The 14,895-nt window shown below is 73.0% G+C and carries 12 protein-coding genes; 7 read left to right on the forward strand and 5 right to left on the reverse strand.

All coding sequences use genetic code 11. The features are described from left to right. Window positions 1-187: 187 nt before the first annotated feature. The 3 genes from ACHFIV_RS01525 to ACHFIV_RS01535 all read right to left on the reverse strand — a co-directional run bounded on the left by ACHFIV_RS01525 (window position 188) and on the right by ACHFIV_RS01535 (window position 4,042). Complete coding sequence (locus ACHFIV_RS01525; protein ID WP_398962311.1) at window positions 188-361, reverse strand: hypothetical protein; 174 nt, start codon at window positions 359-361, stop codon at window positions 188-190. Window positions 362-557: 196 nt separating this feature from the next. After that, window positions 558-3,518, reverse strand: a complete 2,961-nt coding sequence (locus ACHFIV_RS01530) for an AfsR/SARP family transcriptional regulator (RefSeq protein WP_398962313.1) — start codon at window positions 3,516-3,518, stop codon at window positions 558-560. Between the two features lie 320 nt (window positions 3,519-3,838). Next, the gene (locus ACHFIV_RS01535) at window positions 3,839-4,042 is read right to left on the reverse strand and encodes a cold-shock protein (protein ID WP_003967102.1); all 204 of its coding nucleotides are present in this window, start codon (window positions 4,040-4,042) and stop codon (window positions 3,839-3,841) included. 376 nt (window positions 4,043-4,418) lie between these two features. On the opposite strand from ACHFIV_RS01535, the gene ACHFIV_RS01540 reads away from it, so the two are divergent. From ACHFIV_RS01540 to ACHFIV_RS01555, 4 genes are all read left to right on the forward strand, one after another. Next, window positions 4,419-5,297, forward strand: a complete 879-nt coding sequence (locus ACHFIV_RS01540) for a menaquinone biosynthetic enzyme MqnA/MqnD family protein (protein ID WP_398962316.1) — start codon at window positions 4,419-4,421, stop codon at window positions 5,295-5,297. 384 nt (window positions 5,298-5,681) lie between these two features. Continuing rightward, a complete protein-coding gene (locus ACHFIV_RS01545; RefSeq protein WP_398962319.1) occupies window positions 5,682-7,355 on the forward strand; it encodes a serine/threonine-protein kinase in 1,674 nt (557 codons plus the stop codon). Between the two features lie 72 nt (window positions 7,356-7,427). Further along, window positions 7,428-8,627 carry a cyclic dehypoxanthinyl futalosine synthase gene (mqnC, locus tag ACHFIV_RS01550; RefSeq protein ID WP_398962321.1) on the forward strand — a complete coding sequence of 400 codons (1,200 nt, stop codon included), beginning with the start codon at window positions 7,428-7,430 and terminating at the stop codon, window positions 8,625-8,627. A gap of 7 nt (window positions 8,628-8,634) precedes the next feature. Then, entirely contained in the window at window positions 8,635-9,279 is a 645-nt protein-coding gene (locus ACHFIV_RS01555; RefSeq protein ID WP_398962324.1) for an imidazolonepropionase-like domain-containing protein, read from the forward strand. Between the two features lie 20 nt (window positions 9,280-9,299). On the opposite strand, the gene ACHFIV_RS01560 is transcribed toward ACHFIV_RS01555, so the two are convergent. Next, window positions 9,300-10,223 carry a DUF3152 domain-containing protein gene (locus ACHFIV_RS01560; protein ID WP_398962327.1) on the reverse strand — a complete coding sequence of 308 codons (924 nt, stop codon included), beginning with the start codon at window positions 10,221-10,223 and terminating at the stop codon, window positions 9,300-9,302. A 461-nt stretch (window positions 10,224-10,684) separates the two neighbouring features. Here ACHFIV_RS01560 and ACHFIV_RS01565 point away from each other — a divergent pair, with 461 nt between their 5' ends. Continuing rightward, window positions 10,685-11,377, forward strand: a complete 693-nt coding sequence (locus ACHFIV_RS01565) for a demethylmenaquinone methyltransferase (RefSeq protein WP_398962330.1) — start codon at window positions 10,685-10,687, stop codon at window positions 11,375-11,377. Between the two features lie 9 nt (window positions 11,378-11,386). Here ACHFIV_RS01565 and ACHFIV_RS01570 read toward each other — a convergent pair whose 3' ends face one another. Beyond that, window positions 11,387-11,905 (reverse strand): GNAT family N-acetyltransferase, encoded by a 519-nt coding sequence (locus ACHFIV_RS01570; protein WP_398962333.1) that lies wholly within the window; start codon window positions 11,903-11,905, stop codon window positions 11,387-11,389. Window positions 11,906-12,002: 97 nt separating this feature from the next. Between ACHFIV_RS01570 and ACHFIV_RS01575 the strand changes: the two genes are divergently transcribed. Continuing rightward, entirely contained in the window at window positions 12,003-13,286 is a 1,284-nt protein-coding gene (locus ACHFIV_RS01575; protein ID WP_398962336.1) for a geranylgeranyl reductase family protein, read from the forward strand. Window positions 13,287-13,348: 62 nt separating this feature from the next. Then, window positions 13,349-14,827: a polyprenol phosphomannose-dependent alpha 1,6 mannosyltransferase MptB gene (gene mptB / locus ACHFIV_RS01580; RefSeq protein ID WP_398962339.1), complete on the forward strand. Its 1,479-nt coding sequence runs from the start codon at window positions 13,349-13,351 to the stop codon at window positions 14,825-14,827. Window positions 14,828-14,895 lie beyond the last annotated feature (68 nt).

A 14,895-nucleotide genomic window follows, 5' to 3' on the forward strand; every position in this document is an offset into this window, starting at 1 on the left:
CCGCTCGGCATGCCTGGCGGGGCGACCGGTCGACGTCCGCCGTCGACACGGTGCTCGCGGTCATCGCGACGAGGGCCCGAGCCGACCGGCTCGGGCCCTCGTGCTGTACGACCGGACATACAGCGGCCGCGACGGCTCCCCCTCCGCGCCGCCGCGGCCGCTCCCCCGTCCCCCGTCGTCTGTCGGACTAGCGCGGGTCGCCACCGGTCATGTGGCTGTCCAGCGTGGCGATCTCGGGCTCGCCGGTCATGTGGCTGTCCGTCGGCTTGGCCGTCGGCTCGCCGGTCATGTGGCTGTCCGTCGGCTTGGCGTCCCCCGCGGTGCCGGCCTTCGGGACCTCGATCTTCTTGGCGTCGCTCATGTTGTGAACTCCATCTTCCGGTGCATGGATAGGCGGCGAAGCCCGTCCGGCTGTTCCCCCGTGGACTGCCGGACGGGCTGTTCAGAGCCGTTCACCTTAGTGCGCGGTCCGACCGTCGAAAGCGTCTGCCCCCCGACGCGACGCTCCGACAGCAATCAGAGTGCAGGGCCGCGATAAACGAACGATGAACGTGCTGTCAGAGGCCGTTGGGCGTCGCAGCGGGCGACAGGAGCAGACGGACCGCGTCGGCTTCGGGCGCCTTCAGCTGTTCCAGGGTCGACAGGGCCTCGTGCCAGCACACCTTCGCGCGGTCCACCTGCCCGATCCGCTTCAGGGCCTTGCCCAGCACGGTCAGGACGTTGGCGCGGCGCCACTCACCGCCTATGTGCAGAAGGACCGCGAGGGCCTGTTCGGACAGGGCCGCGGCCTCGCCGGGGCGCTGGGCGTCGAGGTGGACCTCGGCCAGCCGGAAGAGCGTCATGCCCTCCCAGAGCCGCTGGCGGCTCTCCCGGAACACGGCGAGTGCCTCTTGCAGCCGCTCCTGGGCTTCGCCCTGCCGGCCCGCGCGTGCCAGCGCGAGTCCGAGTGCGTACCGGCCGTTGGCCAGGCGCAGTGTGAGGCCCAGGCGGTTGTAGAGCGCCACCCCTTGGCCGGCCAGCTGCACCGCGCTGTCGGTATGGCCGACGGCGAGCTGGATACGCGAGAGGTTGCACAGAGCACTGGCCTCGCCGGGCCGGTTCCCGTCGGCCCGGAACGCCGCGATGGTCTGCCGGAGGAGGGGCTCCGCCTCGGCGTGCCGGTTCTGGTATCCCGCGATGATCCCGAGTTCGTTCGGAGCGTTGCAGTTCGTCCAGACGTCGTCGACCACCGGAGCCAGCAGCAGGGCGCGCCGTGCCTCGTCCTCGGCCTTCCGGAAACGGCCGGCCATGCTGTGCACCTGGGCGAGCGTCGTACGCGCGCGGGCCTCGGAACGCGGGTCACCGGCGGCCACAGCGGCGTCCCGCACCGCGATGGCCGCAGACTCGAACTGGCGGGAGTTGGCCCCCGACTCCGCGAGGTCCTTGGCCGCCAGCATGAGATCGACCCCGCGCCGGACCTGCCCCGAGAGAGCGGCCTGCTGCGCGCAGGCGAGGATGGAACCCGCCTCGGTGTACAGCCAGTCCAGCGCGGCCCTGTGCTCGGCGAAGTCGAGGCCGGGATGCTCGGTGGCGTCCAGATGCTCGACCGTCCGGTCCCCCGGCCGCTCCAGCGCGTACACCCCCGCCGCGGTCGCCAGGTAGAAGTCCAGCAGCCGCGACAGCGCCAGCTCCCGTCCCACAGGCGGCTGTTCGTCGCGTTCGGCGCACGCACGCGCGTAGAGGCGCACCAGGTCGTGGTAGCGGTAGCGGCCCGGGGCCGCGGACTCCAGGAGGCTGGTGTCGACCAGGGACTCCAGCAGGTCCTCCGCCGTGTGGAGGTCCAGGTCCAGGAGGGCGGCCGCCGCGGCGAGGGAGATGTCCGGGCCGTCCGCGAGGCCCAGGAGGCGGAAGGCGCGGGCCTGGGCGGGTTCCAGCTGGCCGTAGCCGAGCTCGAAGGTGGCCTTCACCGCGAGGTCGCCCGCCTGGAGTTCGTCGAGCCGGCGGCGTTCGTCGGCCAGCTTCGCGGCCAGCACCGACACCGTCCAGGTGCGGCGGGCGGCCAGCCGGGAGGCCGCGATGCGGATGGCCAGCGGCAGGAAGCCGCACGCGGCCACCACGTCCAGGGCCGCCTCCCGCTCGGAGCGGACGCGTTCGTCGCCGACGATGCGGGTGAAGAGCTGAAGCGCCTCCTCGGGCGACATCACGTCCAGGTCCACCAGGTGCGCGCCCGCCAGGTCGACCATGCGGACGCGGCTGGTGACCAGCGCGGCACAGCCCTCCGTGCCGGGCAGCAGGGGCCGGATCTGGGCGGCGTCATGGGCGTTGTCCAGCAGGACGAGGATGCGGCGGCCGTCGAGGGTGGACCGGTAGAGAGCGGCCCGCTCGTCCAGGGAGTCCGGGATCGCGGAGTCGGCGGTGCCCAGCGCGCGCAGGAACGAGCCGAGGACCGTCTCGGGCTCCGCGGCCCTGGCGCCCGCGCCCTGGAGGTCGACGTACAGCTGGCCGTCCGGGAAGTGCGGACGGGCCTGGTGGGCGACGTGCACGGCGAGGGTCGTCTTGCCGACGCCGCCGATGCCGGCGAGCGCGGAGACGGCCATGACGGAACCCTCCGACGTCACGAGCCGGTCGCCCAGTTCGCGCACGAACGCGGCGCGGCCCGTGAAGTCCGGGACGGTGGCGGGGAGCTGGGCCGGACGGACCGGTACGGACGCGGGCGCCGGCTCGTCGGCCGGGCGGGCCAGCTCCTCGTCCGCCTGGAGGATGCGCTGCTGGAGCTGGGCGAGCTCGGGACGGGGGTCGACGCCCAGCTCGTCGGCGAGCAGGCGGCGGGTGTCGGCGTACACCGCGAGGGCCTCGGCCTGCCGGCCGCTGCGGTAGAGGGCGACCATCAGCAGCTCGCGCAGCCGTTCACGCAGGGGATGTGCCGCGGTGAGCGCGGTCAGTTCGGAGACCGCCTCCGCGTGGCAGCCGACCTCCAGGTCCAGCCGGGTCTCGGTGAGCTGGAGGCGCCATTCCTCCAGGCTGGTGCGCTGGTTCTCCGCGTACGGGCCGGGGAGGGAGGCCAGCGCCTCACCGTCCCAGAGGCCGAGCAGCTTGTTGATCAGCGTGCGGGCCTGGCAGCGGTCCCCGCCGCCGCGGGCCTTCTCCGCCCCGGTCGCCAGGTCCTGGGCGAGAGTCAGGTCGAGGGCCTCGCGCGGGATGCGGACCGCGTAGCCACCGGACTCGCTGACCAGCGTCTCCTGGCCCAGGATCTTGCGGAGCCGGGACGCGTACGTCCGGACCGTGGCCAGCGCCTGGGACGGGGGGTCGTCGCCCCAGAGCGCGTCGATGAGTTCGGCAGCGGTGGCCGTGCGGCCGTACCGCAGGAGCAGGGCGGCCAGCAGGGCCCGTTGCTGCGGGGACCCGGACGGCAGGAGCTCGTTGCCCCGCCAGGCGCGCACCGGGCCGAGCACGGTGAAGCGCAGTTCGGTGCCGGCCGCCCGTTCCCGCGGAGCGCGTTGCTCCGGAACGCGCACGCCAGGTCCGTTGTCGCGGTCCATGATGCCCCCTGTCCTGCTTGCCCCGCCGGTGCCGCTGACCCGCTCTGCTCCGTACCGCTGGTATCGCGGTCAACAGTCTGCCTTGTCACGGGCGGACTCGTCAGCATCGGGTGACGCTCTGCACAGGCCCTCGACATCGGCCGGGGGCGGGCGCGGGCGCACGACGCACGGAGAGGTGACGGGGCGGGGTGCCAGGGCCGGCCGCGCCTCCGGGACCGTGACCGGACAGCGAAAGGCAGGAGCCCCGCTCCTCCGCCGGAGCGGAGGAGCGGGGCTCCTTGGGTACTGCTCACTCGGCCGCGATCGGCCGACCCGGGCAACTAGGCCGGGGTGACGTTCTCAGCCTGCGGACCCTTGGGTCCCTGAGTGACGTCGAAGTTCACGACCTGGTTCTCCTCGAGGGAGCGGAACCCGGACGCGTTGATCGCGGAGTAGTGGACGAAGACATCCGGGCCGCCGCCGTCCTGGGCGATGAAGCCGAAGCCCTTTTCAGCGTTGAACCACTTGACGGTTCCGGTAGCCATAAGCCCTCCTTGGGCCAAAGGGTTGCCCTGCTCCAGAACCTGCAAACAAGTCTGAAAACTACAAAAGCCTGCGGGTTACATGCTCCGCAGGCTCTGTACTGCAAGGGAAACCAAACTGCAACTTGCGGCGAGCCTAGCACGCAGTCCGTGGGGAGCGGTAGAGGGAAAGATCACTTCTCCTGGAAGTCCGGCCGGACCGCCGGAGGGCTGACGGACGGAGCCCCCGGAGGGGCGGACCGGGCGGCCGGTGAGGCCTGTGCGGGTACCCCGGCGAGGCCGCACCGCGATCCCCGGCGAGGCCGGCGCGTGCCCCGGCGTGAGGCCGGCGCACGGCCCCGATGATGCCGGCCGGCAGGGGCGGGTCTAGCCTCGCGATGTGGACAATTCAACCGTCTCTCCCGCAGAAGGCGACGACCGTCGCAGCAGGCCGCGCGTCGGCCACATCCAGTTCCTGAACTGCCTCCCCCTCTACTGGGGCCTGGCACGGACCGGGACCCTGCTCGACCTCGAGCTCTCGAAGGACACCCCGGAAAGACTGAGTGAGCAGCTGGTCAGGGGGGACCTGGACATCGGTCCCGTCACCCTGGTCGAGTTCCTGCGCAACGCCGGCGAACTGGTCGCCCTCCCCGACATCGCCGTGGGCTGCGACGGGCCCGTCATGTCGTGCGTGATCGTGTCCCAGCTCCCCCTCGAACAGCTGGACGGGGCCCGGGTGGCCCTCGGCTCGACCTCGCGCACCTCCGTACGGCTGGCCCAGCTGCTGCTCGCCGAGCGCTACGGCGTCACACCCGACTACTACACCTGCCCGCCGGACCTCGGCCTGATGATGCAGGAGGCCGACGCGGCCGTCCTCATCGGCGACGCGGCGCTGCGCGCCAACCTGCACGACGCCCCGAGGCTGGGGCTGCAGGTCCACGACCTGGGCCGGATGTGGAAGGAGTGGACGGGGCTCCCGTTCGTCTTCGCGGTCTGGGCGGCACGCAAGGACTACCTGGCCACGCACCCCGAGTACGTGGAGAAGGTGCACGAGGCGTTCCTCGCGTCCCGCGACCTCTCGCTTGAGGAGGTCACCAAGGTGGCCGAGCAGGCGGCGCGCTGGGAGGCCTTCGACGCCGAGGTGCTGGAGCGCTACTTCACCACCCTGGACTTCCGCTTCGGCCCGGACCAGCTGGCGGGTGTGCGCGAGTTCGCCCGCCGGACCGGCCCGACGACCGGTTTCCCCGCGGACGTGACGATCGAACTGCTCGGAGGCTGACAGCGGGCGTACGGGAATGGTGCGGGAAAGATGAATCCCGTACCTTCCCGGGGCCCTCCTTCTCCGGGCGGTCCTTTCCCCTGACGCGACCGCGCCATTCGTGTCCGCGAAAGCGCTTCCGCGAAAGGAAGCGGGCCCCCGGAGTTCCGCCGGGGAGTCCTCCGCGTGGACGCGCGGCGAATTGCGGATGTCTCCCCGGGCGCCTTCCGGTTTCCTCCGTGAACCCCCGCCGACGCGGAAGGACGACGTATTCGCGCCTTTCCGGGTGGCGAAATCCCTGCTTCGTGTACATAGGGGCGAAATCGGAGGAAGGCTCTTGTGTGACCGTGCGACCCGGGCCCCCTAGGCTGCCGTCCGAGTCCCGGGGACCACAGGGGAGACCGTATGCAGCCGCTGGAAGCCGGCGAACCGCACACCATCGGCGCCTACCGGCTGCTCGGCAGGCTCGGTGCCGGCGGGATGGGCCGGGTCTACCTGGGCCGCAGCGCGGGCGGACGCACGGTCGCGGTCAAGGTGGTCCACCCGCACTTCGCCCTCGACGAGCAGTTCCGCGCCAGGTTCCGGCGCGAGGTGGACGCCGCGCGGCGCCTCGGCGCCCAGTGGACCGCCCCGGTCCTGGACGCCGACCCCGACGCCGCCGTGCCATGGGTGGCGACCGGATACGTGGCCGGGCCACCGCTCTCGGACGCGGTCACCCGCCACGGCCCGCTGCCCGAGTACGCGGTGCGCACCCTGGGAGCCGGGCTCGGTGAGGCCCTCGACGCCGTGCACGCGCACGGCCTCATCCACCGGGACGTGAAGCCGTCCAACGTCCTGCTCGCCCTCGACGGGCCCCGGCTGATCGACTTCGGCATCGCCCGGGCCCTCGGTGCCACCGTCTCCCTCACCTCCACGGGCGTCTCCGTCGGCTCCCCGGGCTACATGGCACCGGAGCAGATCCGCGGGCTGGACATCTCCGGCGCCGCCGACGTCTTCTCACTCGGCGCGGTCCTCGCCTACGCGGCGACCGGCACCGCGCCCTTCCCCGGCGACTCCTCCGCCGTACTCCTCTACAAGGTGGTCCACGAGGAACCCGAACTCGGCGACCTGGAGGGCGAACTGCGGGAGCTGGTGGCCGCCTGCCTCGCCAAGAACCCCGCCGACCGGCCCACCCCCGCCGGGCTCGCCCGCAGCCTCGCGCCCGGCGGGGCCGCCGCGCTGGTGGCGCCCGGCTGGCTGCCGGGTCCGCTGGTCCGTGAGGTCAGCAGGTCGGCGGTGGCGCTGCTGGACCTGGAACCGCAGGACGCGCCGGCACAGTCCGGGCCGGTCCCGTTCAGCAGCGCGTCCCTCGGGAGCGCGGCACCCGGCACCTTCGGCCCCCCGCTCCCGCCGCCCCCCGTGGAGCCGCCGTCCCCCGTGGAGACCTCGGGGGAGCGGGGCCCCGCCGCCCGGGTGGCCGTCACCATGGACACCGGGCCGCAGACCGGTACGCGCCGCGGGCGCCGGGTCAGCTGCACCGTCGCCCTGGCCGTCGCCGGCGCGCTCGCCGCGGTGACCGTCGGCGCCGCGACCCTGGGGGACCTCTTCCCGGGCGGCGGCGACAACGACCACGGCAACGACGCCGCCCAGCCCCCGGCGGCCAGCCGGTCGCAGACCCCGTCGGACTCCGGGCAGTCATCCCCGTCCGCCGCGGCCTCCGCACCGGTGAGCGCGCTGCCCAAGGCGTTCGCCGGCACCTGGAAGGGCCCCACGACCGAACGCAGCGGCGCACCGCACGGCACGGTCACCGCCGTCTTCGTCGAGGGGCGGAAGGGGCAGGAGGTGGTCCGGCTGTCGTACCGGTTCGACGCGCTCGGGACGACCGTCGTCTGCAAGGGCGTCGGCACGCTCGTCTCCGGCACGGCCACCCGGCTGAAGGTCCGGGAGCGCGCGGACCCGGACGCCCGCACCGGCTCGCTGTGCACCGGCGGCGAGGCCGACCTGGTCTTCACCCTCACCTCGGACGGCACCATGCTCTACCGGTCCCACGAGGAGGCGGCGGGCACGCCCGAGGGCACGCTCACCCGGTCCGACGGCTGACCCCGGCAGGGGCTGGCGTAGGCTGGATCGGTCCGTGGAACCGCAGAAGAACCGCCGAAAGGTGACAGCCCGGTGACCGAGAAGGCCGACCTTCAGCCCGTCCTCGACCGCGCCGCCGAAGGCGGGCGGATCTCCCCGGAGGAGGCGCTCGACCTGTACAGGTCGGCACCGCTGCACGCGCTGGGCGCCGCGGCCGACGCCGTGCGCCGCCGCCGCTACGCCGGTACGGAGCACATCGCGACGTACATCATCGAGCGCAACATCAACTACACCAACGTCTGCGTCACGGCCTGCAAGTTCTGCGCGTTCTACGCCCCGCCCAAGGACACCGCCAAGGGCTGGTCCCGCGACCTCGACGACATCCTGCGCCGCTGCGCGGAGACGGTCGAGCTGGGCGGCACCCAGATCATGTTCCAGGGCGGCCACCACCCGGACTACGGCGTCGAGTACTACGAGGAGCACTTCTCCGCGATCAAGAAGGCGTTCCCGCAGCTGGTCATCCACTCGCTCGGTGCCTCCGAGATCGAGCACATGGCCCGCATCTCGGGCGTCTCCGCCGAGGAGGCCATCAAGCGGATCCACGCCGCCGGACTCGACTCGTTCGCCGGCGCCGGCGCCGAACTCCTGCCTGCCCGGCCGCGCACGGCGATCGCCCCGCTCAAGGAGTCCGGCGAGCGCTGGCTGGAGATCATGGAGATCGCCCACGGCCTCGGTGTCGAGTCCACCTCCACCATGCTGATGGGCACCGGCGAGACCAACGCCGAACGCATCGAGCACCTGCGGATGATCCGTGACGTGCAGGACCGCACCGGCGGCTTCCGCGCCTTCATCCCCTACACCTACCAGCCGGAGAACAACAAGCTGAAGGGGCAGACGCAGGCCACGCTCTTCGAGTACCTGCGCATGATCGCCATCGCCCGGCTCTTCCTCGACAACGTCGCCCACATCCAGGGCTCCTGGCTGACCACCGGCAAGGAGGTCGGCCAGCTGTCCCTGCACTACGGCGCGGACGACCTCGGCTCCATCATGCTGGAGGAGAACGTCGTCTCCTCGGCCGGTGCCAGGCACCGCTCGAACCGGCTGGAGATCATCGACCTGATCCGCAAGGCCGGCCGTGTCCCCGCCCAGCGCGCCACGACGTACGAGCACCTCGTGGTCCACGACGACCCGGCGGACGACCCGGCCGACGACCGGGTCGTCTCGCACATCTCCTCCACCGCGATCGCGGGCGGCACCGCCCACCCGGAGCTGAAGCTCCTCGACGCCAACTGAGTCACCCGTGCTGACCGTTCACGCCGCGCCGCTGGTCCTTCCGGTCGGCGCGGCGGCCGTCGAGGGGGGCGCCGTCGCGGTGGACGGCGACCGGATCGTGGCGCTCGGACCGTACGACGCGGTGACGGCCGCCCACCCGACGGCCCGGCTCCGCCGATGGCCGGGTGTCCTCACCCCCGGTCTGCGGCAGTGGGACGGTGTCCCGCTGCTGACCCGTTGCTACCACCCCGACCCGCGCGAGGCGGACGAGCTCGGCGAGCAGCCGCTGACCGGGGCGGACCTCGCGCGCCTGGCCCACCGGATGGACGAGCCCCGCCGGGCCGGCAGCGTACGCCGGGGGCTCCAGCGGATGCTGCGCCACGGCACCACCCATGTCGCGGGCGGATTCGCCGATCCCGCCGTGCGCACCGCCGTGGCCCGCGCGGGCCTCACGGTGGTGGCGCCGGCCGGCGCCCCGGCCGGCGCCCCGGACCTGGACCCCTTCGCCAGGGGACACGGCCTGGCGGGAGCCGCGCACGGCCCGCTCCGCACCGGTGGACGCGCGGACCTCGCGGTCTTCGACGTGCCGGACGAGGCGGCACTGTGCGCGGCGGGCGCCGAGGCGTGCGTGGCCACGGTCCTCGGCGGCAGGCTCGTGTACCGGCGGCGTTGAGGACGAGCGCCCCGGCGGGATCACGGCACCGACGGCCCGCCCAGGTAGCGCCCGTTCGCGTCGTACGGCCAGGCGTTGGACACGCAGCCCTTCAGCCCCTTGATCTGCTGCATCATGGCCGGGGCCGGCTTGCCGGGGCCCGGGCAGGTCTCGTGGCCGTGTCCCAGCCAGTGACCCACCTCGTGATTGATGATCAGGGCGCGGTATTCGGAGGCCGGACCGTCGAAGGCCGGTGAACCCAGCTGCCAGCGGGCCAGGTTGACCATGACGTCGTCCCCGCCGCGGCAGTTCACCTCGCCCCGGGTGTCCAGGCCGTACCGCCCGCAGAGCCGGTCGGTGGTCCTCGGCGTCCCTATCCGGATGACCAGCCCGGCCGACCTGTCGTCGACCTGCCGGAAGGTACGGCTCCCGTCCTTGCTCCAGCCCCGGGGGTCGGCGAGTATCTCCGCTATGTCCTCGGCGGCGCTGTCCGGGTCCACGCCGGTTCCGTCCTCCACCTCGACGCGGTAGCGGCTGCCACCGCCCTCGGACGAGGCGCCCCCGCGGGCCACGGTGAACGTGCCGGGGCCCGACTCCGGGACGGAGTCCGGGTCGACGGGTTCCCCGGCGCTCGGGGTGCTCGCCGGGGAACCCGACGGCTCGGGGCTCGCCGCCACCTTCGGCGGGACCGTGGGCCGCGGGGAGGCCGGGGCGGTCGCCTGGCCGGCCGCGACCGCGGCCCCGTCGTCCTGCCACGGCGGGGCGACGTACAGGAACGCCGCTACGGCGGCCACCGCGATCACCGCACCCGTGAAACCGGCGCGCCGGCGCCGCATCCGTCTTCGGCGGGCCATGGAGCGCTTCCGGGACTGCGCGCGTGAGGGCCGGGCGCCCGGAGCGGGCCTCCCGGCCGGCCGGCGTGCACCGGTGGCGTTCCGTGTGCGATGTGCGTCGTCGCTGTGCATGCTCTGGTGATCATCCGTGGTCTCGGTGTGGCCGCGCGGAGGCGCGGTCGGTCCGCCCCGCACGCTGAGCCGCTTCTCGGGCACCGGTGCCCGTCCGTGTGCCGCGCGGCGTCCAGCAGTCCGTTCTCCCCTGGTCCGTACGGGAGTTGACGGGTGGTCGCCGACGCGGAAACCCCTTTCCCCTCACCGGGTGAGACGTAGATCAGGACGGTGGTGTTCCCGGATTCGAAGGTGAGCGGGAAGAACGTCGTGGCGGGGAGCGGCTGCGGGGGCCCGGAGGCCTCCCTCGGCCGCCTCGGTCAGCCGGCGCCGTCCCGCAGGACCGGCCACCTCGCCGCAGCGTCCTGCCACGCCTCGGCGTGCCTCACCGTCGCGCGCCGTCCACGGGCCCCGGCGCCGAAAAGCCCAAGCCGTCGCACGCCGCCGCGAGCGACCGGGGGCGGGGCTGCTTGAATGGGAGGGTGACCCGAGCATCCCTGGACAAGCAGCCGCACGAAGTCGCCTCGATGTTCGACGACGTGGCGGCGAACTACGACCTCACCAACGACGTGCTGTCGCTCGGGCAGGCGCGGCTCTGGCGCAGGGAGGTCGCCCGTGCCGTCGACGCCCGGCCGGCTCAGAAGATCCTCGACCTGGCAGCAGGCACCGCGACCTCCTCGCAGCCCTTCGCGCGGGCCGGCGCCTACGTGGTGCCCTGCGACTTCTCGATCGGGATGCTCCGGGTCGGCAAGGAGCGTCACCCGTGGATGCCCTTCACCGCGGGCGACGGCACGAAGCTCCCCTTCAAGGACGAGACCTTCGACGCGGTCACGATCTCCTTCGGGCTGCGCAACATCCAGGACACCGGCGCCGCGCTCAGCGAGCTGTACCGGGTCACCAAGCCCGGCGGCCGCGTGGTGATCTGCGAGTTCTCCCAGCCGACGTGGACGCCCTTCCGGACCGTCTACACCGAGTACCTCATGCGCGCCCTGCCACCGGTGGCACGGGCGGTGTCGTCCAACCCGGACGCCTACGTCTACCTCGCCGAGTCGATCCGTGCCTGGCCCGACCAGGCCGGCCTCGCGACGCTGCTGCAGAAGGCCGGCTGGTCCCAGGTGGCGTGGCGCAACCTCACCGGGGGAGTGGTGGCGCTCCACCGGGGCGTGCGCGACTGAGCCGCGGGCTCAGAGCTCCAGCCGGAAGCAGTACGCCTCCTGCTTCGACACCGGGGTCGTGTACGTCTCGGCCTGCCGCATCCCGAGACGTACGGCCACCGCCACCGAGCGGGTGTTGCGCGAGTTGATCATCGCCACGACCTCCCGCACCCCGAGCGCCCTGACCCGTTCCAGTGTGGTCCGGGCGGCCGCGGTCGCGTAGCCGTGCCCCCACGCCGCCCGGCCCAGCCGCCAGCCGATCTCTGTCGCGCCCACCGGCCCGAACGACTCGTGGGGCCACGGCTGGGCGCCCGTGAAGCCGAGGACCTCGCCGTCGTCGTCCAGCACCGTCCACAGGCAGTGGCCCAGTTCGGCGTCGTGCCGGCGCTGGCGGGCGGTCAGCTCCTCGTAGACGGAGTACTCCGCGGGCCGGCCGCCGTGGAACTCCATCACCTCCGGGTCGGCGAAGACCCGGTACCAGGCGAAGGCGTCCTCGTCGGTGGGGACACGCAGGTGTACGGACGGAGTCGGGTCAGGCGCGTGCGGCATCGGGGAGCCCTTCGGGAGGTTGATCAGCAGGCACCCATAGACTGCACGCGACATGTGCCGCGCGGCACGCGAATTCGAGTCTTCGGGAGATCCGACCGTGACCGAGCCCCTCTCCGAACACAGCGCGGACGTGATCGTCGTCGGAGCGGGCCCAGCCGGCTCGACGACCGCGTACTACCTCGCCAAGGCCGGCCTCGACGTCCTCCTCCTGGAGAAGACGGCCTTCCCCCGCGAAAAGGTCTGCGGTGACGGTCTCACCCCGCGCGCCACGAAGCAGCTCGTCTCCATGGGCATCGACATCTCCGAAGAGGCCGGCTGGCTGCGCAACAAGGGCCTGCGCATCATCGGGGGCGGTGTCCGCCTCCAGCTGGACTGGCCGGACCTCGCCTCGTACCCGGACTACGGCCTGGTCCGCAAGCGCGACGACTTCGACGAGCAGCTCGCCCGCCAGGCGCAGAAGGCGGGCGCCCGGCTGTACGAGCGCTGCAACGTCGGTGAACCGATCAAGGACGAACGCACCGGCCGCATCACCGGCGTCCACGCGAAGCTCGGCGAGGAGAAGACCCCGGTCACCTTCCACGCCCCGCTCGTCGTCGCCGCCGACGGCAACTCCACCCGGCTCTCCCTCAACATGGGCCTGCACCGCCGCGAGGACCGTCCGATGGGCGTCGCGGTCCGTACCTACTTCACGTCGCCCCGCCACGACGACGACTACCTGGAGTCCTGGCTGGAGCTGTGGGACCGCCGGGGTGCCGAGGACCGCCTGCTGCCCGGCTACGGCTGGATCTTCGGCATGGGTGACGGCACGTCCAACGTGGGTCTCGGCATCCTGAACTCCTCGTCGGCCTTCAAGGAGCTCGACTGGCGCGAGGTGCTCAAGGCGTGGTGCGCCTCCATGCCGGAGGACTGGGGCTACACCCCCGAGAACATGACCATGCCGATCCGCGGCGCCGCTCTCCCGATGGCCTTCAACCGCCAGCCGCACTACACCAAGGGCCTGCTGCTCGTCGGTGACGCGGGCGGACTCGTCAACCCGTTCAACGGCGAAGGCATCGCGTACGCCATGGAGTCGGGCCAGATCGCCGCGGACGTCATCGTCCAGGCGCACGCCCGCGCCACCCCGGCACAGCGGGAACTGGCCCTGCACCACTACCCGAAGATCCTCAAGGACACCTACGGGGGCTACTACACGCTGGGCCGCGCCTTCGTGAAGATGATCGGCAACCCGAAGGTCATGAAGATCGCGACACAGCGCGGCCTGACCCACCCGGTCCTGATGAAGTTCACGCTGAAGATGCTCGCCAACCTGACCGACCCGACGGGTGGCGACGCCATGGACCGCATCATCAACGGGCTCTCGAAGGTCGCCCCGAAGGCCTGAGCCGAGGGCCCGGGACACCGCCGGGCCCTCCACCCCGCAGCCCCTGGGATAGATTTCGGGCCATGGGGGCGACACGGACATGGACCGCCGGCGGTCACCGGCGACTCGGCGCGGCAGGCTCGGCGGCGGTCGCGCTGGGGGGCTGGGCCGTCGGTACGCTGCCGACCCACGATCCGTGGGGGCTGTGGGTCCCCCACGGGACCGCGGTGACCGCGGCGGGCCACACCCTGGCCTACGGCGGCCTGACGGTCCTCGTCGTCGCCTGGTGGCTGTACGGGAGGGCGGGGGCCTCCGCACGCCACACCCTCGTCACCCTCGCCTGGTGGACGGCCCCGCTGATTCTGGCGCCCCCGCTGTACAGCGCCGACGTCTACAGCTACATCGCGCAGGGCGCCATGGTCCTCGAAGGCCACGACGTCTACCGCGTGGGGCCGTCCGTCCTCGACCCCGGCGGGCCGGGCGGCGACGCCGCCGCGAGCGTCGGCGGGCACTGGACCGACACCCCGGCCCCCTACGGGCCGTTCTTCCTCGTGCTCGCGCGGGGAGTGGCCTGGGCGACCGGCGGCACGATCGTGCCCGCCGTGCTGGGGATGCGCCTCATCGCCCTGGCCGCGCTGCTGCTGATCGTGTGGGCCCTGCGCGGTCTGGCCCGTGAGCACGGCCGCGGTGAGAGCTCCGCGCTGTGGCTGGGTGCGCTCAATCCGCTGCTGCTCATCCACGTCGTCGGCGGTGTCCACAACGACGGGCTCATGACCGGCCTCATGCTGGCCGGGGTCCTGCTCGCCCTGCGCGGGAGGTGGATCACCGGGTCGGCGCTCATCGGGCTCGCAGCGATGGTCAAGTCGCCCGCCGCGGTGGCTCTGCTGTTCGTGGGCGTCGTGGTGGGCCGGGCCGCGAGCGGGCCGGGTGTACGGCGGGTGGCGAAAGGACTGCTGGCGCCCGGACTGGTCGCCGGGGCGGTCGCCGTCGCCGCGTCGTTCCTCGGCGGCACCGGCTTCGGCTGGCTCGGGACCCAGAGCGTCGCGGGACGCATCCACACGGCGCTGTCCCTCAGCAGCGATCTCGGCCTGGGCCTGGGCGAACTGCTGCGCCTGCTGGCCGGGACCGACCCCGATCCGGTCAAGTCGGCCGTGCAGAACCTGGGGCTGCTGACCGCGCTCGTGCTGATCGCCCGTCTGGCATGGCATGCGACGACGGGGCGCACGGAACCCGTGCGCGCCCTGGGCCTCGCGCTGCTGGCGCTGGTGGCGCTCTCGCCGATGGTGCAGCCGTGGTACCTGCTGTGGGCGACGGCGGTGCTCGCCGCCACGGCGGGCGGCGGACGGGCCCTGGGCGCGGTGACCGTCCTGTCGGCCGCGCTCGTCTACGAGACCCAGCCCTCGGGCTCCACGCCGCCGTACGGCTTCGTACTGGCCGCTCTCGTGTGTGCGGCGGGCGTGGTGCTCCTGCGCCGGGACCGGGCCGGGCGGGAACGGGGTCGTGTGCCGGGCCAGCGCGTGCCGGCGGAGGCACCGGTGGAAGCCGACGCGCCCACGGCATGACGGCGGGGCGCCCCCCCCCCCCGGGGGGGGGGGGCCCCCCCCCCCGCCCCCCGCGGCGGGGGGCTGGG

The sequence above is a fragment of the Streptomyces sp. ALB3 genome (genome assembly GCF_044385685.1).
Taxonomy (GTDB): domain Bacteria; phylum Actinomycetota; class Actinomycetes; order Streptomycetales; family Streptomycetaceae; genus Streptomyces.